General features: G+C 39.7%; 33 protein-coding genes and 1 riboswitch. Of the genes, 12 read left to right on the top strand and 21 right to left on the bottom strand.

Annotated features, from left to right (window positions below):
• Positions 1–110 precede the first annotated feature (110 nt).
• The 15 genes from KO473_RS08840 to KO473_RS08770 are packed head-to-tail and all read right to left on the bottom strand — an operon-like array spanning position 111 to position 13,575.
• Positions 111–1,208: a glycoside hydrolase family 99-like domain-containing protein gene (locus KO473_RS08840; protein ID WP_122130340.1), complete on the bottom strand. Its 1,098-nt coding sequence runs from the start codon at positions 1,206–1,208 to the stop codon at positions 111–113.
• A gap of 23 nt (positions 1,209–1,231) precedes the next feature.
• On the bottom strand, positions 1,232–1,852 hold the full coding sequence (locus KO473_RS08835; RefSeq protein ID WP_122130341.1) for an acyltransferase: 621 nt from the start codon (positions 1,850–1,852) through the stop codon (positions 1,232–1,234).
• Between the two features lie 24 nt (positions 1,853–1,876).
• The gene (locus KO473_RS08830) at positions 1,877–2,791 is read right to left on the bottom strand and encodes a glycosyltransferase family 2 protein (RefSeq protein WP_250716547.1); all 915 of its coding nucleotides are present in this window, start codon (positions 2,789–2,791) and stop codon (positions 1,877–1,879) included.
• Entirely contained in the window at positions 2,791–3,891 is a 1,101-nt protein-coding gene (locus KO473_RS08825; protein ID WP_122130342.1) for a DegT/DnrJ/EryC1/StrS aminotransferase family protein, read from the bottom strand. The genes KO473_RS08830 and KO473_RS08825 overlap by 1 nt, the downstream gene beginning before the upstream one ends.
• The gene (locus tag KO473_RS08820) at positions 3,888–4,301 is read right to left on the bottom strand and encodes an FdtA/QdtA family cupin domain-containing protein (RefSeq protein ID WP_122130343.1); all 414 of its coding nucleotides are present in this window, start codon (positions 4,299–4,301) and stop codon (positions 3,888–3,890) included. The genes KO473_RS08825 and KO473_RS08820 overlap by 4 nt, the downstream gene beginning before the upstream one ends.
• Entirely contained in the window at positions 4,298–4,711 is a 414-nt protein-coding gene (locus KO473_RS08815) for an FdtA/QdtA family cupin domain-containing protein (protein WP_122130344.1), read from the bottom strand. The genes KO473_RS08820 and KO473_RS08815 overlap by 4 nt, the downstream gene beginning before the upstream one ends.
• 2 nt (positions 4,712–4,713) lie before the next feature.
• Positions 4,714–5,655, bottom strand: a complete 942-nt coding sequence (locus KO473_RS08810; RefSeq protein WP_122130345.1) for a glycosyltransferase family 92 protein — start codon at positions 5,653–5,655, stop codon at positions 4,714–4,716.
• Between the two features lie 19 nt (positions 5,656–5,674).
• A complete protein-coding gene (locus tag KO473_RS08805) occupies positions 5,675–7,105 on the bottom strand; it encodes a lipopolysaccharide biosynthesis protein (RefSeq protein WP_122130346.1) in 1,431 nt (476 codons plus the stop codon).
• A 2-nt stretch (positions 7,106–7,107) separates the two neighbouring features.
• Positions 7,108–7,779, bottom strand: a complete 672-nt coding sequence (locus KO473_RS08800; protein ID WP_122130347.1) for a LicD family protein — start codon at positions 7,777–7,779, stop codon at positions 7,108–7,110.
• 3 nt (positions 7,780–7,782) lie between these two features.
• Positions 7,783–8,868, bottom strand: coding sequence for a phosphonoacetaldehyde reductase (locus KO473_RS08795; RefSeq protein ID WP_250716546.1), 1,086 nt, complete (start codon positions 8,866–8,868; stop codon positions 7,783–7,785).
• A gap of 19 nt (positions 8,869–8,887) precedes the next feature.
• A complete protein-coding gene (aepY, locus tag KO473_RS08790) occupies positions 8,888–10,015 on the bottom strand; it encodes a phosphonopyruvate decarboxylase (RefSeq protein WP_122130380.1) in 1,128 nt (375 codons plus the stop codon).
• 8 nt (positions 10,016–10,023) lie between these two features.
• Positions 10,024–11,328 (bottom strand): phosphoenolpyruvate mutase, encoded by a 1,305-nt coding sequence (aepX, locus tag KO473_RS08785; RefSeq protein WP_122130349.1) that lies wholly within the window; start codon positions 11,326–11,328, stop codon positions 10,024–10,026.
• A gap of 32 nt (positions 11,329–11,360) precedes the next feature.
• Entirely contained in the window at positions 11,361–12,455 is a 1,095-nt protein-coding gene (locus tag KO473_RS08780; protein ID WP_122130350.1) for an MraY family glycosyltransferase, read from the bottom strand.
• Positions 12,456–12,506: 51 nt separating this feature from the next.
• Positions 12,507–12,992 (bottom strand): UpxZ family transcription anti-terminator antagonist, encoded by a 486-nt coding sequence (locus KO473_RS08775; protein WP_005808198.1) that lies wholly within the window; start codon positions 12,990–12,992, stop codon positions 12,507–12,509.
• 37 nt (positions 12,993–13,029) lie between these two features.
• Positions 13,030–13,575: a UpxY family transcription antiterminator gene (locus KO473_RS08770; protein ID WP_032537688.1), complete on the bottom strand. Its 546-nt coding sequence runs from the start codon at positions 13,573–13,575 to the stop codon at positions 13,030–13,032.
• 731 nt (positions 13,576–14,306) lie between these two features.
• Between KO473_RS08770 and KO473_RS08765 the strand changes: the two genes are divergently transcribed.
• From KO473_RS08765 to KO473_RS08750, 4 genes are all read left to right on the top strand, one after another.
• Positions 14,307–14,699, top strand: a complete 393-nt coding sequence (locus tag KO473_RS08765) for a hypothetical protein (protein WP_005781156.1) — start codon at positions 14,307–14,309, stop codon at positions 14,697–14,699.
• A gap of 71 nt (positions 14,700–14,770) precedes the next feature.
• Positions 14,771–16,930, top strand: a complete 2,160-nt coding sequence (locus KO473_RS08760; RefSeq protein ID WP_122130351.1) for a VapE domain-containing protein — start codon at positions 14,771–14,773, stop codon at positions 16,928–16,930.
• A 223-nt stretch (positions 16,931–17,153) separates the two neighbouring features.
• Positions 17,154–17,486 (top strand): type II toxin-antitoxin system RelE/ParE family toxin, encoded by a 333-nt coding sequence (locus KO473_RS08755; RefSeq protein WP_005797911.1) that lies wholly within the window; start codon positions 17,154–17,156, stop codon positions 17,484–17,486.
• A complete protein-coding gene (locus KO473_RS08750; protein ID WP_005797912.1) occupies positions 17,464–17,769 on the top strand; it encodes a helix-turn-helix domain-containing protein in 306 nt (101 codons plus the stop codon). The genes KO473_RS08755 and KO473_RS08750 overlap by 23 nt, the downstream gene beginning before the upstream one ends.
• 173 nt (positions 17,770–17,942) lie before the next feature.
• Here KO473_RS08750 and KO473_RS08745 read toward each other — a convergent pair whose 3' ends face one another.
• Together KO473_RS08745 and KO473_RS08740 are read right to left on the bottom strand one after the other, a co-directional pair.
• Positions 17,943–18,200: a hypothetical protein gene (locus KO473_RS08745; protein WP_122130352.1), complete on the bottom strand. Its 258-nt coding sequence runs from the start codon at positions 18,198–18,200 to the stop codon at positions 17,943–17,945.
• Between the two features lie 311 nt (positions 18,201–18,511).
• The gene (locus KO473_RS08740) at positions 18,512–18,757 is read right to left on the bottom strand and encodes a DUF4248 domain-containing protein (RefSeq protein ID WP_005790540.1); all 246 of its coding nucleotides are present in this window, start codon (positions 18,755–18,757) and stop codon (positions 18,512–18,514) included.
• A 268-nt stretch (positions 18,758–19,025) separates the two neighbouring features.
• Here KO473_RS08740 and KO473_RS08735 point away from each other — a divergent pair, with 268 nt between their 5' ends.
• Both KO473_RS08735 and KO473_RS08730 read left to right on the top strand, forming a co-directional pair.
• Positions 19,026–19,496: an HU family DNA-binding protein gene (locus KO473_RS08735; RefSeq protein ID WP_005781170.1), complete on the top strand. Its 471-nt coding sequence runs from the start codon at positions 19,026–19,028 to the stop codon at positions 19,494–19,496.
• Positions 19,497–19,527: 31 nt separating this feature from the next.
• On the top strand, positions 19,528–19,623 hold the full coding sequence (locus tag KO473_RS08730; protein WP_156127618.1) for a smalltalk protein: 96 nt from the start codon (positions 19,528–19,530) through the stop codon (positions 19,621–19,623).
• A gap of 169 nt (positions 19,624–19,792) precedes the next feature.
• On the opposite strand, the gene rpiA is transcribed toward KO473_RS08730, so the two are convergent.
• Genes rpiA through KO473_RS08715 form a run of 3 tightly spaced genes read right to left on the bottom strand, consistent with a single transcriptional unit; the run spans position 19,793 to position 21,649 of the window.
• The gene (gene rpiA, locus KO473_RS08725; protein ID WP_122130353.1) at positions 19,793–20,494 is read right to left on the bottom strand and encodes a ribose 5-phosphate isomerase A; all 702 of its coding nucleotides are present in this window, start codon (positions 20,492–20,494) and stop codon (positions 19,793–19,795) included.
• A 29-nt stretch (positions 20,495–20,523) separates the two neighbouring features.
• A complete protein-coding gene (locus KO473_RS08720; protein ID WP_005808208.1) occupies positions 20,524–20,664 on the bottom strand; it encodes a hypothetical protein in 141 nt (46 codons plus the stop codon).
• Complete coding sequence (locus KO473_RS08715) at positions 20,645–21,649, bottom strand: DUF3843 family protein (protein WP_122130354.1); 1,005 nt, start codon at positions 21,647–21,649, stop codon at positions 20,645–20,647. Before KO473_RS08715 ends, KO473_RS08720 begins: the two co-directional genes overlap by 20 nt.
• Before the next feature lie 72 nt (positions 21,650–21,721).
• Between KO473_RS08715 and KO473_RS08710 the strand changes: the two genes are divergently transcribed.
• The 4 genes from KO473_RS08710 to KO473_RS08695 all read left to right on the top strand — a co-directional run bounded on the left by KO473_RS08710 (position 21,722) and on the right by KO473_RS08695 (position 23,985).
• The gene (locus KO473_RS08710) at positions 21,722–22,255 is read left to right on the top strand and encodes a GNAT family N-acetyltransferase (RefSeq protein ID WP_122130381.1); all 534 of its coding nucleotides are present in this window, start codon (positions 21,722–21,724) and stop codon (positions 22,253–22,255) included.
• A 165-nt stretch (positions 22,256–22,420) separates the two neighbouring features.
• Positions 22,421–22,774, top strand: a complete 354-nt coding sequence (locus tag KO473_RS08705; protein WP_032497322.1) for a helix-turn-helix domain-containing protein — start codon at positions 22,421–22,423, stop codon at positions 22,772–22,774.
• Positions 22,761–23,498, top strand: coding sequence for an ImmA/IrrE family metallo-endopeptidase (locus KO473_RS08700; protein WP_005808215.1), 738 nt, complete (start codon positions 22,761–22,763; stop codon positions 23,496–23,498). The genes KO473_RS08705 and KO473_RS08700 overlap by 14 nt, the downstream gene beginning before the upstream one ends.
• Positions 23,461–23,985, top strand: a complete 525-nt coding sequence (locus tag KO473_RS08695) for a hypothetical protein (protein ID WP_032535438.1) — start codon at positions 23,461–23,463, stop codon at positions 23,983–23,985. Before KO473_RS08700 ends, KO473_RS08695 begins: the two co-directional genes overlap by 38 nt.
• A 136-nt stretch (positions 23,986–24,121) precedes the next feature.
• On the opposite strand, the gene ruvA is transcribed toward KO473_RS08695, so the two are convergent.
• On the bottom strand, positions 24,122–24,724 hold the full coding sequence (gene ruvA / locus KO473_RS08690; protein WP_122130355.1) for a Holliday junction branch migration protein RuvA: 603 nt from the start codon (positions 24,722–24,724) through the stop codon (positions 24,122–24,124).
• Positions 24,725–24,882: 158 nt separating this feature from the next.
• Between ruvA and KO473_RS08685 the strand changes: the two genes are divergently transcribed.
• Both KO473_RS08685 and KO473_RS08680 read left to right on the top strand, forming a co-directional pair.
• Positions 24,883–25,782, top strand: a complete 900-nt coding sequence (locus tag KO473_RS08685) for a diaminopimelate dehydrogenase (RefSeq protein WP_005821599.1) — start codon at positions 24,883–24,885, stop codon at positions 25,780–25,782.
• Between the two features lie 128 nt (positions 25,783–25,910).
• Complete coding sequence (locus KO473_RS08680) at positions 25,911–26,561, top strand: hemolysin III family protein (protein WP_216035103.1); 651 nt, start codon at positions 25,911–25,913, stop codon at positions 26,559–26,561.
• 123 nt (positions 26,562–26,684) lie between these two features.
• Positions 26,685–26,868, top strand: a riboswitch (cobalamin riboswitch).
• The last annotated feature ends 19 nt before the right edge of the window (positions 26,869–26,887 follow it).

Genomic DNA, 26,887 nt, shown 5'->3' with positions numbered 1-26,887 from the left:
TAAAAAAAGTCTTATATCGTTTTATCGAAAGAAAAGCCAAAAAAATAATAAATAAAAAGATAAAAAAAAGCATTTCGTATGATATCTTTATACAGTAGTATTACAATATATCAAAGAATAGCATTTCTTAATGCATGAATATATTCCAAACCATACCTCAAATCTGGTTCCATATAATTACCTTCTCCCCACTCATTCCATGATTTCAAAAACACAATTCTGTCTTCTATTGGCTTACATTCTACTCGCTCAAGTACTTCTTCAACATGCTTTTGAAACAATTTAGGAGATGAATTAAATAATACGTAGCCCGCATTTCCACTACGGGGTGTATGATCCCAATTAGGAATTAACGTTGGATAAATATTAGTTTGATATTCTTCTTCTCCCACAAAACTATGATAAACATTTTTATATAAAACACCTCTAGGAACTCCAGTTACAAGAGATATAATTTTTTCATATACTTTTACACAAAAATTCCTTCTATAACTAGCACTCCATAATCTAACTATATTAATTCCATCTAAACCGAATGACAAAGCACTATCAATATCAATTTGAGATGGATTCTTCTTAATTTGTCCAAGTTGTCCTACAAAATGAATACCTGTTAATCCATTTTCTATCGCTAATCTTTGCCACTCTTGAATAAACTCTCTTATTCCGATAAAATCAAAAGGCCTATATATCATAAAAATAGGCTTTCCATCAATCTTTAAGTAGCGTTTATCCTTAAATGCCGGCAATAATTTATAAAAATGTTTCTCATTATCTTCCTTTCCTAAATATTTTTGTTCAACTAAAATTTGTTTAGAAAAAGAATTACCACTTTTACTCCAAAATTTAGAATGCCATGATTCGTTAGCCCAACATAAGCAAAACGGAAAATCTGGTTCTCCTAACTTAAGCACCTCATTAAAAGGAAGCTCCAACTCTTGTCTTCCATCACCAAACCAATAATGATAATAACAAAACCCTTCGATACCTGCTTTCTTTGCCAATTCAGCTTGTGCCTCACGTACCTCTGGCAACCTTAAATCATAATATCCTAAATCCGCAGGAACTTTAGGCTGATAATGTCCTTTAAATAAAGGTTTTGCCTTACCTACATTTGTCCATTCTGTAAATCCTCTTCCCCACCAAACATCATTATTAGGAGTTGGATGAAATTGAGGTAAATAAAATGCTATTACACGTGCTTTCATAAATTCAATTACAATATATTAGTTTACATTTTTATAACTCGAGCTGGAATACCGGCAGCCACACTATAAGATGGTATAGAATGAGTAACTACACTTCCTGCAGCTATTACAGCTCCCCTCCCAATAACAACATTGGGTAATATACAAACATTCTCTCCTATCCAAACATCGTTTTCAATAACGACGCGACCTTTAGAAAATAAATTTCTTTGCTGTGGCTCCTTTAATAAATCATCAATAGTTGTATTTCCATGAGCATGATCTGTTATCAAAACATTACTCCCTACAAGCACATTGTCACCAATAATTATCTCATTTATAGCACCAATATGACATCTGAAATTAAAACAGACCTTTTCACCTATTATAATTTGGGGTTTAAAACTATGTTCCAAATAATTATCCCAACATTCAATTCTTAATCCCGGACGAGAAAAAAAACTTTTAAACTTAATGTATTTATGCCCCTTTATAGAGAAAGGGGTTTCGATAAAAGCTTTCCCTTTACAACCTGTTAAAACAACAAATCTTAAGCTCTCTAGTAAATTTCGTAAATAGCAACAGAACTGAGAAAATCGATATGGGAAAATAACAAATGATATTTTGGCCATAAATAATAAACAAGGATAAATTTTATCTTTCATAAGTACACACACTAACACACTATATTAAAACTTTTTGTAAAAATATTTAATCACCCTCCTAAATGGAACCAACAACCAAGCATAAATACACATTAAATAATAATCGACAACAGAATAGTATATACTAAAACTTTGTCTTCTATCAACAACTTCAAATTTATACTTTGATGTCTTTTTAACAATCAATTCAAAATACCATGCAGATAAAAAGGTCAGTAATTCCATTTTTACCTTTATAAATGTTTTATTTTTAATTTTTTTCTCTCTTCTTAGTGAATTTAATATATCTAAATAATCAACAGCAAATATTTGAAACAAGTTATACCCGCCCTTTCCTCTTTCATCTTGCATGTTTTGATATTTTTCATCACATATTATATATTGGCTTTCCGACCTAAGATTAAATAATAAAGATACATTAGGAAACATCTCATTCAATTCTAACCGATCTATTTCTCCTACATCAATATCCCATATAGAGATTCCCGCACTCCAACTCGACCAATAAGACAATCTATTTATAAAAGAGTCTAAATTAGAACATTGCAAAATAGTTCCCACATCCAATTGATTATCTGAGAAATAAATAATTGGTTTAGAATTCATATATTCTTTTATAATAGCAAGCCATCTTGCTATTGTTCCTGGCAATATCATACTACGATGATTAAGCATTTTCCGGAATACTCCTCTGCCTAACTTTAAAGCAGTAACTAAATTAAGAAAGCCTTCATCTCTTGTTTGCACATATCTCAAATTATCACACTCATAAGGACGTAAATCACTGAGCAATGTACTATCAATATCATTATCTGTTATAACGACCTCAAAAAGAGACTTATCTATGCCTTGAGAATAAATAGCATCCAAACAAGGTAGTACCCATTGCGAAGCACCATTAGTAGGGATGCATATTGACAACAACAACCCATTCATCATTATTTAAAATAATTCAATAATTCAACCACATGCTTTACTTCATCCAAAGACATAACTGGACTAATAGGCAGAGATAATTCTTCATTATGAATTTGATCAGTTATAGGAAAATTTAATTTATTCCATTGATTATAGCATTCTTGTTTATGTGGTGGTATGGGATAATGTATCAAGGTCTGTACCCCTTTGTTATTCAAATACATTTGCAATTTATCGCGTTCCTCACACAATATAGGAAATAAATGATAAACATTAGATTCTGTTGGTAAAATAAACGGGAAATGTATTCGTTCATTTTTTATATGCTCAATATAATAACAAGCAATATTTTTACGATAGTCATTATCCAGATCCAGATATTTTAATTTCACATCCAGAACTGCCGCTTGGATTTCATCCAACCTAGAGTTACGTCCCCGATATTTAAACACATATTTCTTAACAGAACCATAATTCGCTAAAGTTCTAACAGCATCAGCCAAGTCTTTATCTGATGTTGTAATAGCTCCTCCATCCCCTAAAGCTCCCAAGTTTTTTCCCGGATAAAAACTATGTCCAGCCGCATCTCCCAAAGATCCAGTTCTTCTTTCTCCAAATTTACAACCGTGTGCTTGAGCATTATCCTCTACTAACTTTAGATTATATTTAGTACACAATTCTCCTATTTTATCAGTATAAGCACAACGTCCATAAAGATGTACTAATAGAACAGATTTAGTTTTGTCCGTAATAGACTCTTCTATCTTAGAGTCATCAATTTCCAATGTGTTAATATCTGGTTCTACCAAAACAGGAACTAACTTATTTTCTGTTATCGCTAAAATCGAGGCAATATATGTATTAGCAGGTACGATTACTTCATCTCCTTCTTTCATTATTCCCAATTCAATATAAGCGCGATAAATTAAAATAAGTGCATCCAGTCCATTAGCACAGCCAACCGTATAATTTGTGCCAATATATAAAGCATAATGCTCTTCAAAACGTCTAACTATATTACCTTGTAAATACCAACCTGAATAAATTACATCATTCACTGCAGATATTATTTCGTCCGAGTTCTTTTCTGTAATTTTTTTTAAATCCAAAAATTTAATCATAGTATATTTTTATTATTTAAAAACTCATCATAACTTCTAATGTAATCAGCCTCTTCAAATCCATGAGAAGCCAACACTAAACAAATAGAGCCAGAGGAAAATCCCTGTTCCTCTGCCCAAATACCAGGAGGAATATGTAAACCATAAAAAGGACGATTCAGTAACACTGTTCTCTTATTTATACCATCATCCAACACCACTTCAAAACTTCCACTTGCAGCGACCAATAATTGATGACAGTTAATATGCGCATGAGCACCACGAGCCTCTCCACCTGGAATATCATAAGAATAAAAAATCCGTTTCACATCAAATGGCACATGAATATTATTATAAACATATGTAAGATTCCCCTCCTTCTCAACGTTCTTTTGAAGATGATAAAGAGAGCAATCAAAAACTGTAATCATCTGCTTTCTATGCTCCATCGTTTAAAATCAGTATAATCCATTATATAATCATCAATATTATAATCAGTCGAAGAAAGTATAAGTGCTAAAGAATTTGTAGAAAAATTACTCATAACCCTCCAAAGACCTTTGGGTACTAAAACTCCTAAATAAGAACGGTTTAAGTGAAAAACACAAGAATGTATCCCATCGTCCAAGCACACATCAAAGCTTCCTGATAAAGCTACTATAAATTCTTCATTCTCTTTATAAGCATGTCCTCCACGTTCAACCCCGCCAGGAACATCATATATCCAATATGCTCTCCGTATCTTAAAAGGTATCTGTTTAAACTCTTCTATAATAGATAAATTACCTCTTGGATCAGCTATTTTAGGTAATTGAATTATGCGAGCACTTTCACATCCCATATCTAATCTATTTCATTTAAAGACAATTTTAGTTTCATCAGAAATCTATATATCATTCTATTAGACGTCCGATTCTCCCTTTCATGAAAGTAAAAATAATCCAGTTTTTTTTTAGGATTTTCTTTAAAGAAAACATCACTTTTCTTACGTTTATTATCATATATATTCCAAGCTTTACTCCAATAATGATTAATTTGTATCGTAGATTTTTCTAATTCCTTCTTAGGACCCCAGAATAAATCCTTGGGAACGAAATACCCAAATTGATTAACTGGAGGTATTTTAAAGTTCATAGGACCGAGTGTTGCTTTAACCCATGGAGAATGATGGACTGCGGCATTATCGAATGACACAATATCATAATTAGTATTAATAAGACATTTCCCAACATGATACAAATAATCCCAACTAATATTATATTGTTCAATAACCAACGAATCATAATCATGCTGTAGTTTTCCAGACGTACCAAACATCATCCAATAAATCAAAACGACAGGATATTTTTTATATGATTCCAACCATTCTCCCAATGTATCTACATATTTAGGACAAAAAAATTCATCTATATCCAAAAAGGAAACCCAAGATGTCTCATCTCTAAAGTTCTCATAGAAATGTTTGTAAGCTTTCATTTGAGCTTGTGGATAAGGCCATTCAATTATGGTTACGATTCCCAACTCTATGTATGGCTGAATAACTTCTCTGAAATCATCACTTGAATCATTATTATATAAATAAAAATGTTCAACTCCTACTATTTTATGAAATTCAATCCATTCCTTTAAAAATGGAGCTTCATCTTTAAAAATAGCGCATAAGGAAATAGTATACTTTTTAGTTCTAAAAACGTTGTTATTTACCAACTTAAGAACAAATGGAAAGACTAAATTATAAAAGCATGTTACAAAAAAGTCATAAAGTTTTTTTAATATTCGTTTCATTAAAAAATCAATTAATTATTTACATACTCTTTAATACAGTACGAATTTCTTGCACAACCGGATCACCAAAAAGATATAGTAACAAAGCATATACAACACTTACAGCAACAAAGGAAACTAAGATTATTAAAGCTAAATTTGAAAATAGAATAGTAATAAAATAGCCTATCAATCCAGCTACAAACGCAAAGAACATATATCTCAAAATATCAGAAAATTGCAATCGATAAGTATAAGCTAAAAGCTGCTTAGAAATACTCATATTGATTGTATCAGCAATAACAGCAATTAAAATTTGTCCTACGACAATTCCTATAATTCCACCTTGAACTGAAATTAAAATAATGATTAAACTAATAGGTTTCTTTATGAATTCCAACTTTAAGATATAGCCAGTACGATTTAAGACCTGCAGCAAACATAAATTCAAGTAAGATACAGGAGACCATAACCCAGCAAAGACCAACATTTGAAATAAAAAGATAGATTCACTCCATTTATCTGTCCATAAAAAGATTACAATTGGTTTTGCAGCCAAAATTAAAAATGATGCAAGAGGAGCCATTAAACACATTATCATTTTTATATATTTTCTGTAAACTAATAAAAGAGTATATTTATCGTCTTGAACATTGGCCAATACAGGAATAGTCACCTTCTGAATGACACCAGCACAAATCATATCCGGCTGACTGGCTAAACTTCTTGCCTTTGTATAATATCCCAACTCCTGTTTACCAATGCATTTCCCAATCACAATAGAGTAAATTTCATTAAAAACAGTTCCTATTAAATTAGCGCCTACCAATTTAGAACCAAAACTCAAAAGATAATTAAATGAATCTTTACTAAAACCTGTTATAGGCCTCCATCTAGCAAAACACCAAAAAAGAATTGTTTTAATAAATGTATATCCTACTGATTGAATAGCTAATGCGTATACTCCAAATCCCTTGTAAGCTAAGTAAATAGCTATTATGCCCATAGGTATTTGAGAGCAAAGACTTATTAAAGTCTGCAACTTTATATTCAGTTCCGCTGTTAATATAGCATTCTGAACAATACATAAAGAATTAAAGAAAACATTTAAACCAATTATTCTTAATAAAGGTATTAGCAAAGGATCCTCAAAATATGTAGCTATAAAAGGAGCTAAGAAAAAAAGTAGCACATATAAAAAAATCCCAACTACTACATTGAAATAGAAGGCTGTTGAAAGATCAGATTCTGTTCTGTCTAATTTACGTATTAATGCGTTAGAAAAACCACCTTCAATTAAGACATTAGAAACAGCAATAAATATTGCAATAATCCCAACAAGCCCATAGTCGGCCGGAGTCAATAGACGTGCTAAAACAATGCCAATAATAAAAGTTACAAATTGTGCCCCCAGTCTATCAAAAAGGCTCCAAATTACTCCCCAAAATTGCCGATTATGTTTTACTTCCATTCCTAATATGGAATCAAAATTCCTATGGCATCTTTTACAACTTCAACAGCAGGTGACATACGTGGTGTCCAATTAGAATCTGGTTTATTATATTCCTCACCATAATATGCCTTCAAATACTCGTCATAATTGGATGGTACATTCACGTCTATCCCTAAAAAATTATATTTAGATATTCCAGTAAAAGGAGTAATCACTCTCAATACAGTTGAAAGGTATTGAAAATGATCATTATCCCATAAACAAGTATGAGTATAAATTCGATTAGTTCCTGGAATTTTATCAAAAACAAAAATATCTATCAAAATATTATCTTGAATAAAAGTCAATTCAAAACCTCTTTCCTGGCAATTACCAGTTGTATAGAGTTCTATTTTTCGCATTTTTTTAAATCCAAATTGACGCAATGCACTCTCTACTTTATCAAAATCAGTATCAATAGAAACCCCTACATCAATATCAGTATCATAAGATATAAAATTATTGTCGCGTATAGCACCTAATAAGGTTCCAAAAGCCAACCAATAATCGCATTGAACTGATTCCATAGCTAAATGAAACTTTTCAAAAATATTAATTCCATTTACAGACAAGGATTCCGTCAAGGATTTTTCGTATTTTTTCTGTTGATATCTTCTTAATCTACTTCGTAGTATATTCAACAATTTTCTCATATTTCAATTTATTAATGATTTAAGTAATTCAGTTCTAATTTCATCTGTGCACTCTACAGGATTGTTAGTTAATCGATCAATATTAACTTTATCCAAAAGAAAAGACACTTTACAATCTTTCATCCTTTTACAGGAAAATAAACCTATGTTAGCTAAGTAATTTTTCCAATCAATATTTTTATTATCCAATATTTCAATCAGAATTTCCATTTTTGAATTATATTTCATACTATCGACTTCTTTTTTCAAGTCAATCCCAGATAGATTCAACTGAAAAAAAAATGGAAAGGTTAATGCAACTGCATGTCCATGTGGCAAACCATAATAAGTAGTAAAAGGATATGAAAAAGCATGAGGAGCGGTAGTTTTTGTTATATTAATTGCACGCCCCGCCCAATAAGCGCCTTCAGAGATCTTCTCCCGCACATCTTCTGTCGGAGCATTCACTACCAATTCCAAATTAGGCCAAAGCAGCTTTACAGCTTTTATCGCATATTCATCAGATTCACCTGTAGCGTTCACATTCCAGTAAGCTTCAATAGCCTGCGCCAACGCATCAAAACCTGTACAAGCACTTAAGTATTTAGGAACATTAAAAGTAAATTGAGGATCAACAATAGCAATATCAGGCAACACATCCTTATGAGCCACTGAATATTTCACTTTCTCCATATACAAAACCGCAAAATGTGTAGCTTCACTTCCCGTTCCTGCTGTTGTTGGTATAGCAATTAGAGGAATTAAAGGCTTTTTTCTTTGATAAATATTCTTTTTCTTATCACCAGAATAAGAATAAAAAAAACGCATCAGTTTAGCCATATCTATTACACTACCTCCTCCTATTGCTATAATCAAATCAGGTTGATATTTTTCTAACAGCAGGATTCCTTTATCCAAATCTTCACTTTGAGGATTTTCCTTAAAATCCTGAAAATCTAAAACTTGACATTCCAAATTAACAAAAATCGAAGATAAAGCCACTTGAGCTCCACATAATTCATACGATTTTTTTCCTCTTACCAATAATATTCTTTTAGGAACAAATTGCTCCAAAACGGAAGGCAATTCAAGTATAGATGATTTTCCCAAATACGCTCGTTGACACATACTATTGATTTAAGAAATTCATGAAAGCATCTTTATTTTGAATAGGAGTTCTCGTCGGACGTCCCAAATCTTTACGAGCTCCTTTTTTTACCTTTATCTCTAAAAGAATAGGTCCTATAGAATTACTTATCGTATTAAGAGCTTTCTCTAAAGAAACTAAATCAGAAACAGATAAAGCCAAATTATACCCACAAGCTACAGCTATTTCAGAAATATTTATTTTTAAACCAACGGTAGGTTGACCACCTACCGAATCGTGTGCACCATTATTAAATACAACATGAACATAATTACACGGTTTTGTAGAACCTACAATCGCCAAAGATCCCATATGCATTAAAGTAGCTCCATCTCCATCAAAACAATATACCATTCTATCGGATTTATGGAGAGCTATTCCTAAAGATATTTGAGAAGCATGTCCCATTGAGCCAACTGTAAGAAAGTCCTTCTCATGATTCTGATTCATGGACTCTCTATATTCAAACAATTCACGTGATATCATCCCTGTAGTAGAAACAATAATAGCATTTTCCGGTATAGAAGAAGAGACTATTTTTATTGCTTCCTCCCTAGATAATGTGAATCCATTATTTTCTAATGTCTGAGGTCTATAATCTTCAAACGTATCCTTCTGAATTACAAAAGCAAACGGTTCATGATTTGTCTCAATACAAGCTAAAGCTTCTTTCAACTGGCATGTTAATTCCGATTCATTTTTAGACAAGACCTGATTACTAATTCCCATAGAATTTAATAAAGGAATAGTTACCTTACCTTGTTTTATATGCTGAGGTTCATCTTTCAGCCCCGGCTCTCCACGCCAGCCAATTAATAGTAGCAAAGGAATATTATAGACTTCTTTATCAGTCAAAGACATCAAAGGATTCACCGCATTACCTATACCGGAATTCTGCATATACACAAGTGGAATTCTACCTGTTGCTAAATAATAACCAGCAGCAAGTCCCACTGCGGCACCTTCATTCGCAGCAATTATATGATTATTCAAATCTGAATGATCAGTTATATATGCACAGATACTTTTTAACAAAGAATCAGGAACTCCAGTAAAGAAATCGATTTGATTTGCTTTAAGAGAATCAATAAAATATTTAGGAGTAATCATAATAGAATTTATTTTGTCCCAGGTATTAATTCCAAAATCTCTTTCACAGGCATACATAAGTCATTTGCTTCATAAGAACGTCCATGTAAAAGAATCGATTTTGCAGTATTAAGCATGGCCGGATATGCACTACGCAACATATGATTGGCATAAATAACAATATTTATCCCCCAAGAAGCTAACTCTTCATCTGTTATGTGATTATAAGTTGTGGGAACGACGACAATAGGTATAGACTTATTTACGGCGCGAATAGACTGACAAAAGAGCTTAATATCTTCACCCGACTTATCTTTACTATGAATCATAATGCCATCAGCACCAGCATTGATATATGCTAAAGCCCTTTCCATTGCATCATCTATACCTTTGCCCGCTATATAACTTTCAATACGAGCAATAATCATAAAATCATTAGTAACCTGAGCACGTTTACCAGCCTTTATCTTATCACAAAATCCCTCAATCGTATCTTGCGTTTGAATAGCGTCAGTCCCAAAAAGTGAATTCTTTTTCAATCCAATTTTATCTTCAATAATCACAGCTGAAATACCCAAACGTTCTAATGTGCGAACTGTGAAAACAAAATGTTCTATTTTACCTCCTGTGTCACCATCAAATATAACTGGTTTTGTTGTACACTCTAAGGCGTCATTTAAGTCATGTAAGCGTGTTGTTAAGTCAACAGCTTCAATATCAGGCTTCCCTTTAGAAGTAGAATCCGTTAAACTACTGGACCACATACCATCAAACTCACGTTTTGTACCATTAATTTCAACGGAAGTATTTTCTATAATTAATCCTGTTAACCCACTATGAGATTCACAAATACGTACTATCGGTTTAGCCTCAATTAAACGTCTTAACCTTTTTAAACGAATTTCCGGAGTTGTCCCTATTTCTTTTAATTTTAGATTTAGATCAGTAGAAGAAATTCCTTTAGTATAAGGGACATCTATTACCTTACCACCCCATTGGGAAATAACGTCGATAACCCTTCGCCTCGTTTCTTTCTGAACGCCCTCTTTCCAATCATCTCCATGAACTACAAAATCGGGTTTTAAAAGTTCAAGATTAGGAACATAGTCCAAAGTAGTTTGTGGAATTACTTCATCAACTCCCTTTAAATTTCGAACAACTAAAGAACGCTGTTCATAATTCAAATAAGGTAAACGTTTATAGCTAGCAATAGCTGCATCTGTTAAAACTCCAACAGTTACACTCCCCAATTTTTGAGCTTCATGAATAATATTCAAATGACCGGGATGAATAATATCAGCACTCATCCCAACATATACTCTTTTTCTTTCCATAAAATATATTCAATTTTATAACACTTCAATATTTATCTATTTTTATCTCTTACCCTGTCGAACCATAAATTCAGTCCCACCCACACAGCAATATCCGCCAAAAGCATCACCGTGTTGTCAACCACCGGAACCAACAGAATATTCACCGCACTAAACGCACAAGAAATCAGCAAGATCGTTATCATCGCCTTTCTTGGTGTGAAACCCATTGCCAGGAACTTATGATGAATATGGTTCTTGTCCGGTTCGAAAGGGCTCTTGCCACTGCGAACACGAACCATCACCACACGGATCACGTCGAATGCCGGGACAATCAGCGTACTGAAAGCAATCACGAAAGCACCTTCGGTATACGGGGTGACATCCGGATTGTACTGGCTGTATTTGATGGCAAGGAAAGAGAGCACATAGCCCAAAGTCAGGCTGCCCGTATCACCCATAAAAATCTTACGGGCACGTTCCGCACTGCCGAAGACGTTATAGTAAAAGAAAGGGACCAGCACACCGAACGTGGCAAAGGCGAGCATGCTGTACGTCCAAAGTTCTTTCTGCATGAACAGGAAGCCGAAGACAAGCAGGGCAACGCTGCTCAGACCGGAAGCAAGACCGTCGATACCGTCAATCAGATTGATGGCATTGGTGATAAAGACAACCAGAAGAACCGTAAAAGGCATACCTATCCAGGCAGGAAGGGCATACAGGCCGAAAAGCCCGTAGAAGTTATTGATCCAAAGGCCGGCCAGGGGGAAAAACGAGGCACAGATGATCTGGATCACAAATTTCTGCCGATAACGGACTCCCACAAGGTCGTCGGCGATACCCGTCAGATAAAGCAAAGTCATCCCACAGACCAGAAACATGCACTCGGGCAGCAAGTACACCGCACGGAGGGCAGGAACATCATAACCCATCAGGATGCGAAGTGCGAACACACCGCAAGAGGATAACAGGATGGTGGGAAAGAAAGAGACACCGCCCAAACGGGGAATGGCACGTTTATGAACCTTGCGCTCACTCGGCATATCGAAAAGCTTCTTCCGCAAAGAGATAAGCAGGATGCGGGGAATGATAAGCCGGGCAATCGAAGCAGAGATGACAAAAGCCAATATGATGAAAAGGATATTCAAGACAAAGGGGATTTAGGTTATATACAGTGTTGTGTCGAAAAAGAAAAGAGTTCACTCCTCTACTTCCCAGTTGGGATAAGGATTCTCTTCAAGGCTGCGGAGTTGTTCGGCAATCTCACATTCATCGCCGGAAAGGGCACGCTCTCCCCAACTGTCGATGATGCTGTGTGCCTCACGGGAGAGATCGTCGTCAAATACTTCGCCATAGCAATAAGTCAGAAGCTGCACCTTCAGCAAAGAAGCGGGCAGGCGGTCGAGCACTTCCCAACAACGGTTCAGGATCTGCTGGATGCGGACTTCCTTGTCACCGTTATTGTAGATCGTCGCGTTATAACCCATCAGAAGCGAAAGGCACAAACGGGCTTCTTCCTCGTCGGTGGAGCCATGATGGGGATATAAAGTGTTGGCACGGCTGAGTACATCACCGTTCAACCGGCTGAAGTGGTCGCTGTAGATGGGGCTGCCATCGGAACCCAGATACAGAAGTTCGTGCGCCAAGGTGTACAAAGCGGTAATTTGAGAATCTAAAGAGTTCATGGGAATATTTACTATTTACGATTTACTGTCTGCTATTTTACTGTTTAAGATCGAGCGGCTCGATTAGAGAAGGATGGATGTAGGTGGTGGCAACGGCCATCACTCCCTGGATGGAAACCATCACGCGACGGTCGTTTTTCACACGGATGAACTCACCTTCGACACCGGCAAAAAGACCACCCGTCACACGCACACGCTGGCCTTTACGGAAGGCAACGGCGGAAGGCTCCAGGTAAACCAGTTGCTGCTCGTAACTGCCGGCAACCGCCATGAAGCTGCGCATCTGGGAGTCCGGAACAACAATCGGCTGGCGGCTTTCCCGATCCATGATATAGCGGATCGGAAGGGATACGCCCATCTCTTCTTTGATGCGGTCGATACGTTCACGGCACGAACGGACGAATACCAGATTATGAACGGCGGGAACCAGTTTACGCACTCGGCGTTCGTTCTTCACGATATACTCGTAGCGCATCGGGATGAAATTCTCGATGGATTCGCTGTCAAGGTACGTTTTCAAAGAAAGTTCGCGGCTGTAGGTGACTCGCACAGCATACCAATGGATGTTGTCGGATTCCTTCACTAAAGGGTATTCTTTGGGGACACCGGAGTACGAAAGTACCTCCCGGTCAGATGATGTAATGCGAATATCAGTATTACTTGCATTCATGTGATCTCAAGACTCTCCCCTATCACAGCAGGAGAACGATGAAATGTTATGTAAGTACCCTGAAATCGACCATTTCCAAGAAACAGAAGAATTTCAGAGATAAAGTTCTATGAACGAATGAATTAGAAGTCATTGATGTTTCAAAAAACGTTCGTTTGTTTAAACACCATTTTTGACAGAATTTTAAAATCTCCAAAAAGAAAAATTCAAAAAGAGAAAAGCTAATTTAAGAGTTTTAATAATTGATTGATTCACAGATAGATAAAAGTACCATTAAAAGAGAAAACAAATTTATTTATAAAAATATTTTGCTATAATAAAAATGCTGTTTACCTTTGTTCCATTGAACGAACGTTTTTTGAAACACACTCCTTTCTGTTTACACTAAAATTCCCCTATTCACCGACGCCCTTTATATAATCGCGCACACGCGTACACGCATAATACTCTCTTTTTAAATTGATTTTACCCCGTTCTGAAAACAGGTCAGGTATACTTAACCTATTTTCAGGACGGGGTGAAACATCAATTAAAAGTAAACAATATACGCGTATATAACAGATAATATACTAAGAACAGTTAATTTTGCCTTCGTAATAATAAATCATATTAGACAAAATGAGCAAAAAAAACCAAATGAAGGAATGATTCTTAACATAGAAGACATTCCTTATGTAGTAATTACAAACGGAAAAACTGACGAGAGTAAGAGAATTTTAGAAACACTGGAAAAGAAACCGGAAAAACTTGACATAACTACTCACAGAGAGCTGGTTATCCTCTTTTTCTTATGGTTGAATTACCAGCAAAAAGGAACGAAAAAGCGCAAAGGAATCCGTGAATTGGCACATATCATGTACCGTATGCTATACTTCGGACAGAAACAAAACCCCACAAAGGAGATGTCAGTACAATCCATTGAAACAGAAATATTTAACACACTAAAATTTCTGAAAGAGGAGAAAAAGGGAACGGATAAAGATCTGGAAACAAACATCTTAGACGAAATAAAGACATTCTTCAAAGAAAACGTCTAACAAGGTTTATAAAATCATCCCTAATTTTACAGCCGCAGACACTTACGTCGAGCTTTAAAAAAAACAGAAAAATGGAAAACATTAGTATTACTACTTACAGGGGTTTCAGCAAAGTAAAAGGGAGATGCTCCCTGAATGAATTAATCGAAAAGGTACGCAGCAGTCGCTATGCCGTCCTGATTGAGAAAATAGGAAGGCTTATCAGTGAAGGGAAAACCAAGGAAGCGGAGAACGTAAAACGGCAGCTGGACTACTTCACCGTCACGGCAAACTACCACGAATGCAGGCTGGCGCATAGTATCGCCGCATACAATGACATCATCACCATCGACCTGGACCATCTGCCCGAAAAGGAGCTGGACCGGATACGGGCCCTGATAGAAACAGACGAAGCGACACTCGCCTGCTTCCTCACCGCCAAGCAACACGGATTCAAGGTGCTCGCCTATCCGGTAAGCCTCGAAGCGGAAGGATGGCGAAACGCGTTCTTCCGGACACCGGCAATCACTTACAGCCGGTTGGAGCAGTATCACGCGGGAATGTACGAACTGGCCCGTAAACACTACGAGAAACTTCTGGAGACGGAAGTGGACACCAGCGGAAAGGACTTGTCGAGAGGTGTCTTCGCTTCGTATGACCCGAGGGCGTTTTACTCTCCCCGGCGGGTGGCACACATCCCGCAACGGACATTCACCATCGAAGCCCTCGAACCTGCACGGAGGGGAAGGCAGAAGGAAGAGCCCGCAACGGACCCAACAGGGGAAGTCAGCGCCTACACGTGCATGGAATTCAACAAATGCCTCAGCTCTACCCGCAGGCTGATGAAATACACAGAGGGAAACCGCAATTCGTTCCTCTTCACCCTGGGAAACAAATGTTTCCGAAAGGGACTTGAAGAGGCGGAAGTCAAGCGTCTGGCAGCAGTGAAATTAGGGGAGGACGGACAGATGGATACAGACACCCCCATCGCGAACGCCTACACATATACGGACAGAACGGAACGGGCAGAGGAGAAAAAAAAGATACCGCCCGTGGAACAGGTGATAGACTATCTGAACAGGAATTATGCTTTCAGGAGAAACACGGTACTCGACCGACTGGAAATGTGCGACTTGTCCAAAACGAAGGAGGTAAAATCATTCTACGCCATGCGGAACAAGGATCTCAACTCCATCTTCCTGAACATCAGCAGGCAGGGCATCGCCTATCCGCTCAACAGCCTGAAGTCAGTCATCGACTCGGACTATACACCGGAGTTCAATCCCTTTACCGACTACTTCGGAGGAAACGCACGGTGGGACAGGACAACCGACCACATCGGGAAACTGGCGGACACCATACAGGCGGAGGATCAGGAATTCTGGAGGGAGGGATTCCGGCGCTGGATCGTAGCCATGGTGGCCTCGGCGCTCCAACCGGGTAAAGCCAACCAGCAAGCCCTGGTGCTGCACGGGGCGCAGGGAAAAGGAAAAAGTACCTGGATACGGCACCTGCTGCCTCCGGAACTCGGAGAATATTACCGCAACGGAATGATAGACCCGGCAAACAAGGACGACCTCTTGCTGCTATCCACCCGGCTGCTGATCAACATGGAGGAGTTTGAAGGTGTGAAGACAGGAGACATCGCCGAACTCAAACGGATCATCGGACAGGAGAACGTCACCATCCGGAAGGTATACGACACTCAGGCGCAGCTTTATCCCCGGAGGGCATCGTTCATCGGAAGCACCAACAACATGCAGTTCCTCAGGGATTACGGGGGAAACCGGCGCTTCCTGGTCATTCCCGTAAAAGCCATCGACTACCGCACCCCGGTAGACCACAAAGGGGTATACGCACAGGCGGTGCAACTGATAGAAGACGGTTTCCGCTATTGGTTTGAAGGAAACGAGATAGACGACATCAACACCAGAAACGAACGCCACCGCATGAAAGACCCACTGGAAGAGAACCTGTATGTTTACTTCCGACCGGCAGGAGAAAAGGACTTTGAGGTGAAATGGAAACCCGCCGCCGCAATACTGGCTACTCTATCTGTATACGGACGGACACAAGCCAACGCGCAAACGCAACAAGTGTTGGTACAGATTCTGGAAAGGGATGCCTTCGGCAAGCGTGTAAACATCCATGGCATTACGGAGTATGCCGTAGTGGAACTCAGCCAGCAGGAGGTGAGCGAAAACTTCAGGAAAAGGGAGAAGGGAAAGGAGATGGAAGAGTTACCGTTTTAAAAGTATCGGAAAGAAGGAGATAGAAGAGAAATGCCCCGTAACAATATATGTTATTTCGATTACATATATTGTTACGGGGCAGGACATATATTGGCGTTTTATTGACAAGCGGAATGGGATACTTCCTTATGTTATTTAAATGCGTATGGTGAAGAGTATTGTAACTTACCAAAAAAGTCCTAATAAAGTTGCATCTTAATACAACCTTTATTATCTTTGCGTCATGAAGAAAATAATAACGTACAAGAATTACTTTGCAGAGTTTATGGATAAACTCTCTGAGCTTGAACGGAAGAAGATACAACGCGCTCTATCTCTTTTTAAGGCAGAAGACAAGATACCGAGCCATTACATTAAATTCATTCGTGATGGAGTATATGAATTTCGTGTGGCCTGTGGGAACAATGAATTACGCATCTTTTTTATCTACGACGGTGAGAACGTAGTGGTATTGTTCAATTGTTTTAGGAAGAAGACGCAGAAAACCCCTGATAACGAAATAAAGAAAGCTATAAACTTAAAAAAAGAATATTATGAAGCTAAAGGAAATAAGTAAAGACATCTACGATGTAGATGCGTGGCTGGACGAAGAACTTGGCAAGGAGGGAACTCCTGAACGCGAAGCGTCTATTGAAAAGGCATGGGAAGAATATAACGGGCAGATATTGCTGGATGCCCGCAAAAATGCACGTTTGACACAGGAAGAGCTTGCCAACAGAATTGGTGCGGACAAATCTTACATCTCAAAAATAGAAAGGGGATTAATTACTCCTACCGTTTCTACGCTTTACCGCATTGCGGCCGCTATGGGTTTGTCGGTAGAGTTGCGCCCACTTTAACCACGAGGGGCACGGTTCTTCACGAGTCGCGCCTCTCTTCATTTAAACTATCAATTATGGCCGGTAGTTTATCCTATTCGAAATCAGCACCTGTACTGCTATACGTACAGATTCAAGCATTTTGCCGGATAGTTTACGGGCTGCCTTTTCAAACTCCTTTGAAAATTCAACTCTCATTTCTCAACCACTCCCAACCAGTCTATAAACTCTTTATGTTCTTCCTTTCCCAGCATTACCTTTCCATCAGGGTAATTTTCAGACAGGTAGCGGTAGGATTCGTTCCCATCGTATTCATCCGCTGCCTTGTCGAGCATGGACTCTATCAACCGTTTCAGGTTCGTACCCTGCTTTGCTGCCATAACCGAAAGAGCCCTGAAAGTATCTTCTTTCAGGGTGACAATCTTTTTTCTGTGCGGTACAGTTGCTTCCATAATCTAATGTTTTATGCAATATATATTATATATACAATATACACAGAACCAAATTAAACTAATTTCACGAAGTGAATTGCTTTTTTCAGTATTGGGGGTTCCAATAATTTTCTAAGATTCCTTAACGGACTGTTCTCTTAGCAAGGTAGTGATCAAAGAAGATAGGGAGTAGAAGTAAAGGAGATGTGTCATAACTCTTTTCACCACGGAGTATCACAGAGTCTTTTATTAACAATCAATAACTTAAAATCGCCTCTGTGTTACTCTGTGTCCTCTGTGGTGAGTTTTGACACAGCCTCTTCTCTCTAATTTTATGCTCCCGGTTCTCCCATATATCGAAAGATCAGACGAACTTCCTTGGGTGTAAATGAATGGCGGTATTTATAGTATCCCACCTCCTCGAGCGCAGCCATCAGGAGTTTGTTGTGCCGCATCCAACGGCTGAGATTATTGAGGGCGGCATTTTCAGACAAATGGGGTGCATAAAGCAGAGCCAGCTCTACTTTTGTATATACACGGATAGGAAACTCTCTCTCGTCATCTTCTAAATCTTTCATGTTTTTCTATTTTTAAATTAATAAATAATCGGAACTTTACAATAGCATAAAGATAACAAAAACAAACGACATATCATAGCAGAAGTCATACTATTTCACAAAACATTCATTGATTTTCAATCTTTTATCCATACCGCCTCAACCCACGTCAACAAGCACAAAACAGGGGTTAGAAAGCGGTATCTTTGACATACCGGAAGAAAGGGAAAGAGCTCGTCCGACCTTCCGGATGCATTCTTAATTATTAACCATAAAAAACTATCGGACAATGGCAGTTCCATACAAAAAAATCGCGAGAAAGGATCCGCGAAAAGCGGATGCTATAGAGAAATTTTATCCGCAACTGGTCACTTTAGGTCAAAGCGCAAGCCTGGAAAGCATTGCGTACGAAATGAAGGAGAAAAGTTCGTTATCATTAGGAGATATCAAAAGTGTACTCACCAATTTTGTAGAAGCGATGCGTACCTCACTCTACAACGGGCAGTCGGTCAATATCCGGGATTTCGGAGTATTCAGCCTTTCGGCACGCACCAAAGGGGTGGATGCGGAAAAAGACTGTACGGCCAAAAACATAATGGCGGTGAAAATAAACTTTCGTCCGTCGTCGAGCGTACGTCCGAACCTGACATCGACCCGGGCCGGTGACAGAATCGAGTTTATCGACATCAAAGCGGCACTGGAAGGAAAGGAAACGGGAAAAGACGGTGACGGAGACATTGTGGATGACCCGACGGCATAAATCAGAATCACATGAAAGGAGGTGTAAAAAAATGAAGAAATCAAACTGGAACACAATTTTAAAAGTAATGATCGCAGTGGCATCTGCCATACTGGGAGTCCTTGGAGGAAATGCGATGAACTTGTAGGCAACGAAAGCTAAAAGGGATGTGTCATAACTCTTTTCACCACGGAGTAGCACAGAGTATCACAGAGTCTTTTTATTAATAATCAACAACTTAAAATCACCTCTGTGTCACTCTGTGGTGGGTTTTGATACATCCTCTTCAGTTTTCGTACTATCAACCGTTTCCGATCTTATTTTGCTACCATCACCTCGACATCATATCCCATAAACAGTCCGTTTTCTATAACACCCGTCACCGACTTGATTTCTTTTTCAAGAGACGAATGAATATTGCTGAACCAGGCATCGAGAATCAAGTTTCCACTTTCGGTGATCACAGGACCATCTTTACCTTTAGCCGGCCTCAGTTGGGTACGTGAAGCACCCATTGCCCAGATTTCCCTCTCTACGTAGGGCAAAGCCATCGGAAAGACTTCGACGGGGACAGGAAAACGGCTTCCCAGAAAAGAGACCTGCTTGCTTTCGTCCACCAAAATGAAAGTACGATTGCTGCTGCATATCAAAAGTTTCTCCTTAAATAACGCTCCGCCTCTACCTTTGATCAGGTTATGATCGGCATCTACTTCATCGGCGCCATCGAAAGTCCAGTCGGGACGGCACATCCATAAAGTGGTCTGCGGAATGCCCAAGCGGACACATTCCATCGATATCTCCATCGAAGCAGGGATTACGGTGACGTGCAGATTCTCCGTACGTATCCTTTCGGCAATAGCGAGCAATGCCAGATATACGGTCGATCCGGAGCCAGCCCCAATGACCTCGCCTTCTTGTACGCGCATGGCAATCATACGGGCCAACCTCTCTTTACTCTCCCGGTTGGTTATCGTGTCCGACCATTGGAGATGTTCCATCAAGCTACTTTCCCATTTCATAATAAAACCTGTTTATAACAGATAACAACTTATTTCACCCTACGGTTCAGCTGGTTATTGGCTTTTGAGGGTTTCGACTTTCCGATCCGCTTACCGGTAGGTTTCTTGCCTCCCGAAGCTTTGGGACGTCCGCTACCCGGACGGTCACTGCTATTTCCGCTCTTCTTCATAAAAATCTTCATTATAATATTTACCTAAATACCTGCGGGCTATGAAATCCCAGTTCTCGTGCAACAGCCTCCTGCCATCCCCGAAAGGAAAAGCGACCTCCGGCAATAAGCCGTGCTGCATGGCATAGTGCAACAAATCGATGGGACAAAGCCCCGGAATATAAAACAATTCGGCCCCTTCTTGTTCGGCAACCTCCGGATTATATTCCGGATTTCGTTCGTCGCGGAAACAAGCGGCAATATTGGGAGCCAGCAAGACACCTTTCGGATTGGCAAAAAACACAAAGTCTCCTTCATCGGCCAACTCGGGCATTAACGAATCTTCTTCATCGGCCCACTTCAACGCATCGACACAGAAGCGACGCAAATCAACATAGTCTTTTAAATATACAACCTGTTTTCCTCCGGAAGCACTCAGGAAGTTAGCTACATCACGGGGGAGATTCATTTCCGGCAAGACATCCAAAACAGGACCCGGAGGGGGTAACAGGGCACGGACATCCGGAAACCACTCCGTGGATTCATCACCGGTAAGGGGAGCCTGTTCAAAATGGGCATCGAGCACCGCATATACATCGGATGCGAGCTGAAACAGAGAACTGTCAAACGGATTCCAAGGAGACGGAGAACTATCCGTGACGGGAGAAAGAAGCGTCCACAGCAGAAAAGATACATCCTCGGGATTTATTTCATCATCGGCATACGACTCTGTCAGTGTGTAAAAAGGCAGGAAACGTCCATACAACTGTTTATGCAACCGGATGAATGTATTCCAGCTACCGGAATTATTCACACAATCTTCCAGATACCAGGTGAAATAGAGAACAGCCCGGTTCTTATGAATCATCTGTCCGGTAAGCTCCGACTTCTCAAATACGGGCAACAGCCTGTTGGCAAAATCCACGTACCACTGATCGGTATCTGCCGATTGCACGCGTGGATGGGCTTCCATCCACTGTTGACGATATATTTTTTGCAATTTCATGAATTGGAGTGTTGATTTACGGAAACAAATGTACTTCTTTTCTGATAAGATTGGCTACATTTGCGGCAATTAATGAACTTTACGGCAATGGATATTACGCTCAAAACGCTCACGGAAAACGACTTGCCTTTTGTAAAAGACATCTACGATTATTACACTCTCCACACGACAGTGGTGTACTTTGTACACTGCGCCAGCATCGACGAACTGAAAAACTACATCCCCGTAGGCGATCCCGTCTACCGGTCGTTCATCATTGAAACTCCCGAAGGAACTCCCTGCGGATTCTGCTACTTCGCACGTTTCAAGCCCCGAGAAGCCTTCCGCATTTCGGTAGAACTGACCCTCTACCTGAAGCCGGAGTTCACAGGTCAGGGGTATGGAAAACAAACCATACTCCGACTGGAAGAAATCATCCGGCAAGAAGGCTTCAGCAATATAATGGCACTGGTTTCGGGAGAAAACGAAGCCAGCATACGCCTATTTGAGAGATGTGGCTTCGAGTGTTGCGCAAACATCCGGCAGGTAGCGGAAAAGTTCGGCAAAAAACTGGATTTGAGGATGTATCAGAAAATTATTTCAGACAATTCATACCTCACTCCCTGAAAGTCATGAAAGCCGATGATAAAAACACATCCACACAAAAAGTTCTCTTCAAATCTGAAGGCACGATTAGATAAAGAACTATAAATGAGGAAACATTACGTGGCAATATTTGTATATACAGAAAATTATAGGTAATTTTGCCACAGAATATAGAAGAAGAGCAGAATGAAAACGGTTAATCAAATTATTGGAGAGAATCTAAAAAAGATTAGAGAGTTATCCGGTTTTACGCAAGAACAAGTAGCCCAATCTATTAAGATAGAACGCTCTACTTACAGCAATTACGAAGGAGGAACCAGAGAGATTCCTTATACCATTTTGGAAGATATCTCAAATTTATTCGGCTGTGAACCTTTTATATTGTTTGAGGACAATATTCAGACGAATAATGAAATCATGGCTACAGCTTTCAGAATTTCAAATTTAGGAGAAAATGATTTGAAAGAAATAGCAGCTTTCAAGGATATCGTAAAGTCTTATCTCAAAATGGAACGCATTGCCCAAAATGAAGCCGAATAAATTTATCATAGAGAAGCAAGTCTCAGAATTTCGCACGGACAATGGGCTTAGTGCCACCGAGCCCATCACCTTGAAAAGTTTGCTTTTGAAACTAAACATACTCACTGTTTTCAGACCTTTATCCGACAACTTCTCAGGAATGTGTTTGAAAGATAATTCAGAGCACCGTTTCATGCTTATCAATTCTAATCAACCACGAGGAAGACAACACTTTACGATAGCTCACGAATTATACCACCTTTATATAGAAAAAAAACCGACTCCTCACAAATGTAATCCGGGATGTGGCAGCAAAGATCCGATAGAACAATGTGCCGACATGTTTGCTTCCTCTCTATTAATGCCGGAGGGCGGTATATGCCAGTTAATACCTGAAATGGAATTAAAAACCAAAAACATCTCGATGGCAACAGTCCTAAAACTTGAACACTATTTTTCCGTTTCCCGTTCCGCTCTATTGTATAGATTACAAAATATCGGACTTATAACAGAAAGTACACGTTCCAAATTGGCAGAAATAAAAGTAAAATACTCTGCCAAATGTTTCGGATATGACACAGCTTTATACGAACCGGCCAACGAAGGACTGGTTATCGGTGATTTTGGTGAAAAAGCCCGCAAGCTATTCGAACAGGAAAAAATTTCAGAAGGTCACTATATAGAGTTACTCCATAAAATAAACATCAATGGAACACAAGAAAACGAAGATAGTACTCGATGCTGATGTAATTATCCATTTCATGGAGGCTAATTATTTCTCAATATTACCCGATATATTTCCGGAGTACGAATACTTGATATTGGATGTGGTATATAATGAAATTTCCCAAAATTCCGGTACAAAAGATTTTATAGATAAGTACCTCCATTTCTTCCCTAAATTGAAAAAAGAGTTTTTTTCCCCAAAGAGGGAATCAATGAAAGAGTTCTTTTTATTGCAACGCACTCTGGGAAAAGGAGAAAGTGCATGCATGATCTATTGCAGGGACAACCGAGACGTATTGGGGAGCAGTAACCTGAAAGACATAAAAGAATATTGCTCCAAGAATAATATTACCTATCTGACTACACTTGATTTTTTATATTATGCTTACTGCAGAAAGAAAATGACAGAGCAGGAGTGTAAGGAATTCATGCAGGAAGTAAATAATGCAGGAAGTAAACTTCCAATCATTGACATAACCCAATATGCATGTACCGTACAAATTTGAACTCACACATTTCAAGAAAACAAGACCAACGCAACGACAAAGCCCTATCGCAGATTACATAAACAATCACATTCCCTTCCTCTACGCTGTAACTCTATTATGCAATCTGCGACAGCAATGCCCCTTCCGTCTGCTCTCAGAGTCTTTTTAAAGCCAGCTTAATGACTTTCTCCACCGGAGCATCGGGCTCTTCCTTCAGAATGGCAAGCACCACTTTCTGAGAAGGCGCTGCGGCAAAGCCCAACATCGTCAAGGCGGCAACGGCTTCTTCCTGCACTTCCGCATTCATGGCCGGAAGCAATGTACCGGTGGCTCCTCCGGTGGCAGCAGCCATGGCACCGGTTTTAATTTTATCTTTCAAATCGACAATGACCCTTTGCGCTGTTTTCAGTCCGATACCCTTCACCGTCTTCAGCATATTGGCATTTTCGGTACTGATCACATTCACCAGTTCGGCCGGTGAAAGAGCGGAAAGAATCATGCGGGCCGTGTTTCCTCCAATGCCCGAAACGGAAATCAGCAGCAGGAAAAGTTCCCGTTCCTGCTTGTCGACAAAGCCATATAAAACGTAAGCGTCTTCGCGGATGGCTTCGTAGATATAGAGTTTACAACTGCTCTTACCCTGAATGGCAGAATAAGTGTTGAGTGATATATTAACGGCATATCCTAATCCGTTACAATCGATAACTGCGGTTGCCGGACTCAGTTCGGCAATCTCGCCTTTGATGTATTCTATCATAATGGTTATAATCAGAACGCAAAGATAATAAATATTGTGCTTCACGAACCTTGAATAACAAAAACTAACTTTAACACCCCTAAGAGACTCAAAAACAAAGAAAATGACTAATTTTGCAACCGAAATAAAGAAATATGTTAAACAAAACCAATAAAAAGATGAAAAAAGTAAGAGCAGCCATCGTAGGTTATGGCAATATTGGTCGTTATGTGCTGGAAGCCCTCCAAGCGGCTCCCGATTTTGAGATAGCAGGTGTGGTTCGTCGTGCAGGTGCCGAGAACAAACCGGCTGAACTGAATGATTACGCAGTAGTTAAAGATATAAAGGAACTTCAGGGAGTAGACGTGGCTATTCTTTGTACTCCGACCCGCAGCGTTGAGAAATACGCAAAAGAAATCCTCGCAATGGGAATCAATACAGTGGACAGTTTCGATATCCACACCGGAATCGTAGATCTCCGCCGTGAACTGGGTGCTTGTGCCAAAGAACACGGGGCGGTATCGATCATCTCGGCCGGATGGGATCCGGGAAGCGACTCCATCGTACGCACCATGCTCGAGGCTATTGCTCCGAAAGGCATCACTTACACCAACTTCGGTCCGGGTATGAGCATGGGCCACACGGTAGCCGTGAAAGCAATCGACGGAGTGAAAGCGGCTTTGTCAATGACCATCCCCACAGGAACGGGAATCCACCGCCGCATGGTATACATCGAACTGAAAGACGGATATAAATTTGAAGACGTGGCAGCCGCAATCAAATCGGACGCTTATTTCGTGAACGACGAAACCCACGTAAAGCAAGTGCCGAGCGTGGATGCACTCTTGGACATGGGACACGGTGTAAACCTGACCCGCAAAGGTGTATCGGGAAAAACCCAGAATCAGTTGTTCGAATTCAACATGCGCATCAACAATCCCGCACTGACCGCACAGGTACTGGTATGCGTGGCACGCGCTTCGATGAAGCAGCAACCGGGATGCTACACCATGGTGGAAGTACCGGTAATCGACCTGTTGCCGGGCGACCGCGAAGAATGGATCGGACATCTGGTATAAATCTGCTGCCTGATACAAGATACTTCTAAAAAGGAAAGGATGACCGCAGATTTTAAGAGGGTGTGTCGAAACTCTCAAATCTGCGGTCATCTTATTAAATTGCTACCACATCACCTATATACACACGAATGGAGAACAAGCGATATTCACACGGCGAAGAATTATCCAACACCCTGAGTCATGGTGCAGGTATTCTCTTAGGTATCACCACAGGATATTTTCTGTTGGAAAAAGCACTTGCCAACCCACATCCCCATTGGGCGGCAGGTTGTGTGCTGGTCTACCTGGCGGGAATGCTGGCATCCTATATCAGTTCTACCTGGTATCACGGTTCAAGACCCGGCAGCCGTAAAGAACTTCTCCGCAAATTCGACCACGGCGCCATCTACCTGCACATAGCAGGCACTTATACCCCGTTTACCTTATTGGTATTGCGCCATGCCGGTGGCTGGGGCTGGGGAATATTCGCTTTCGTATGGCTGTCGGCCATCGTAGGCTTCATACTGGCTTTTAAAAAGCTGAAAGAACACAGTAATCTTGAAACAGTCTGCTTCGTCGGAATGGGTTCTGCCATCCTGGTAGCCCTGAAACCTTTGATGGACTGCCTCTCCGCCATCGGAGCTTCTCCCGCCTTCTGGTGGCTTATCGGAGGAGGGGCTTCCTACATCATGGGAGCCGTATTTTATTCGTTGCGAAAACCTTATACACATGCTGTTTTTCACCTGTTTTGTCTGGGCGGAAGCATAGGGCATATCATAGCTATCTGGCTGATTCTTTAGCAAACTTCATTTAAATTTCATGCCCGAAAGTTTCCCGTTTTGGAAAACTTTCTGTATCAGGAAGAAAGAAAAGTTCTCCAAAAATTCTTGTTAAAACAAGAACAACTTATTGCTTTAACTGTTACCTTTGTAGCAGATTTCAGCACTAAAAAGAGGTTTAGTCACGAGGGAACGCTGTGCAAATCGGCGACAGTACCCGCTGCTGTAATTCTCTGAGAATCCGCACACTATGCCACTGCGCCCAGCGTGGGAAGGCGTTGCGAGGGAGAGATAAGTCAGAAGACCTGCTGAAAAAGTAAACATATTTAAAAAAATCTAAAGCTTTC

The organism is Bacteroides sp. HF-4919, assembly GCF_018860125.1.
The sequence above is the reverse complement of the archived record's forward strand: the minus strand, read 5'-3'. Positions and strand labels throughout refer to the sequence as shown.

Excerpts from the sequence above, each read along its gene's own strand:
- KO473_RS08840 (WP_122130340.1), bottom strand. The coding sequence starts at position 1,208 with ATGAAAGCACGTGTAATAGCATTTTATTTACCTCAATTTCATCCAACT.
- KO473_RS08835 (WP_122130341.1), bottom strand. The coding sequence starts at position 1,852 with ATGAAAGATAAAATTTATCCTTGTTTATTATTTATGGCCAAAATATCA.
- KO473_RS08830 (WP_250716547.1), bottom strand. The coding sequence starts at position 2,791 with ATGATGAATGGGTTGTTGTTGTCAATATGCATCCCTACTAATGGTGCT.
- KO473_RS08825 (WP_122130342.1), bottom strand. The coding sequence starts at position 3,891 with ATGATTAAATTTTTGGATTTAAAAAAAATTACAGAAAAGAACTCGGAC.
- KO473_RS08820 (WP_122130343.1), bottom strand. The coding sequence starts at position 4,301 with ATGATTACAGTTTTTGATTGCTCTCTTTATCATCTTCAAAAGAACGTT.
- KO473_RS08815 (WP_122130344.1), bottom strand. The coding sequence starts at position 4,711 with ATGGGATGTGAAAGTGCTCGCATAATTCAATTACCTAAAATAGCTGAT.
- KO473_RS08810 (WP_122130345.1), bottom strand. The coding sequence starts at position 5,655 with ATGAAACGAATATTAAAAAAACTTTATGACTTTTTTGTAACATGCTTT.
- KO473_RS08805 (WP_122130346.1), bottom strand. The coding sequence starts at position 7,105 with ATGGAAGTAAAACATAATCGGCAATTTTGGGGAGTAATTTGGAGCCTT.
- KO473_RS08800 (WP_122130347.1), bottom strand. The coding sequence starts at position 7,779 with ATGAGAAAATTGTTGAATATACTACGAAGTAGATTAAGAAGATATCAA.
- aepY (WP_122130380.1), bottom strand. The coding sequence starts at position 10,015 with ATGATTACTCCTAAATATTTTATTGATTCTCTTAAAGCAAATCAAATC.
- aepX (WP_122130349.1), bottom strand. The coding sequence starts at position 11,328 with ATGGAAAGAAAAAGAGTATATGTTGGGATGAGTGCTGATATTATTCAT.
- KO473_RS08775 (WP_005808198.1), bottom strand. The coding sequence starts at position 12,992 with ATGAACTCTTTAGATTCTCAAATTACCGCTTTGTACACCTTGGCGCAC.
- KO473_RS08765 (WP_005781156.1), top strand. The coding sequence starts at position 14,307 with ATGATTCTTAACATAGAAGACATTCCTTATGTAGTAATTACAAACGGA.
- KO473_RS08760 (WP_122130351.1), top strand. The coding sequence starts at position 14,771 with ATGGAAAACATTAGTATTACTACTTACAGGGGTTTCAGCAAAGTAAAA.
- KO473_RS08755 (WP_005797911.1), top strand. The coding sequence starts at position 17,154 with ATGAAGAAAATAATAACGTACAAGAATTACTTTGCAGAGTTTATGGAT.
- KO473_RS08750 (WP_005797912.1), top strand. The coding sequence starts at position 17,464 with ATGAAGCTAAAGGAAATAAGTAAAGACATCTACGATGTAGATGCGTGG.
- KO473_RS08745 (WP_122130352.1), bottom strand. The coding sequence starts at position 18,200 with ATGGAAGCAACTGTACCGCACAGAAAAAAGATTGTCACCCTGAAAGAA.
- KO473_RS08740 (WP_005790540.1), bottom strand. The coding sequence starts at position 18,757 with ATGAAAGATTTAGAAGATGACGAGAGAGAGTTTCCTATCCGTGTATAT.
- KO473_RS08735 (WP_005781170.1), top strand. The coding sequence starts at position 19,026 with ATGGCAGTTCCATACAAAAAAATCGCGAGAAAGGATCCGCGAAAAGCG.
- KO473_RS08730 (WP_156127618.1), top strand. The coding sequence starts at position 19,528 with ATGAAGAAATCAAACTGGAACACAATTTTAAAAGTAATGATCGCAGTG.
- rpiA (WP_122130353.1), bottom strand. The coding sequence starts at position 20,494 with ATGAAATGGGAAAGTAGCTTGATGGAACATCTCCAATGGTCGGACACG.
- KO473_RS08720 (WP_005808208.1), bottom strand. The coding sequence starts at position 20,664 with ATGAAGAAGAGCGGAAATAGCAGTGACCGTCCGGGTAGCGGACGTCCC.
- KO473_RS08715 (WP_122130354.1), bottom strand. The coding sequence starts at position 21,649 with ATGAAATTGCAAAAAATATATCGTCAACAGTGGATGGAAGCCCATCCA.
- KO473_RS08710 (WP_122130381.1), top strand. The coding sequence starts at position 21,722 with ATGAACTTTACGGCAATGGATATTACGCTCAAAACGCTCACGGAAAAC.
- KO473_RS08705 (WP_032497322.1), top strand. The coding sequence starts at position 22,421 with ATGAAAACGGTTAATCAAATTATTGGAGAGAATCTAAAAAAGATTAGA.
- KO473_RS08700 (WP_005808215.1), top strand. The coding sequence starts at position 22,761 with ATGAAGCCGAATAAATTTATCATAGAGAAGCAAGTCTCAGAATTTCGC.
- KO473_RS08695 (WP_032535438.1), top strand. The coding sequence starts at position 23,461 with ATGGAACACAAGAAAACGAAGATAGTACTCGATGCTGATGTAATTATC.
- ruvA (WP_122130355.1), bottom strand. The coding sequence starts at position 24,724 with ATGATAGAATACATCAAAGGCGAGATTGCCGAACTGAGTCCGGCAACC.
- KO473_RS08685 (WP_005821599.1), top strand. The coding sequence starts at position 24,883 with ATGAAAAAAGTAAGAGCAGCCATCGTAGGTTATGGCAATATTGGTCGT.
- KO473_RS08680 (WP_216035103.1), top strand. The coding sequence starts at position 25,911 with ATGGAGAACAAGCGATATTCACACGGCGAAGAATTATCCAACACCCTG.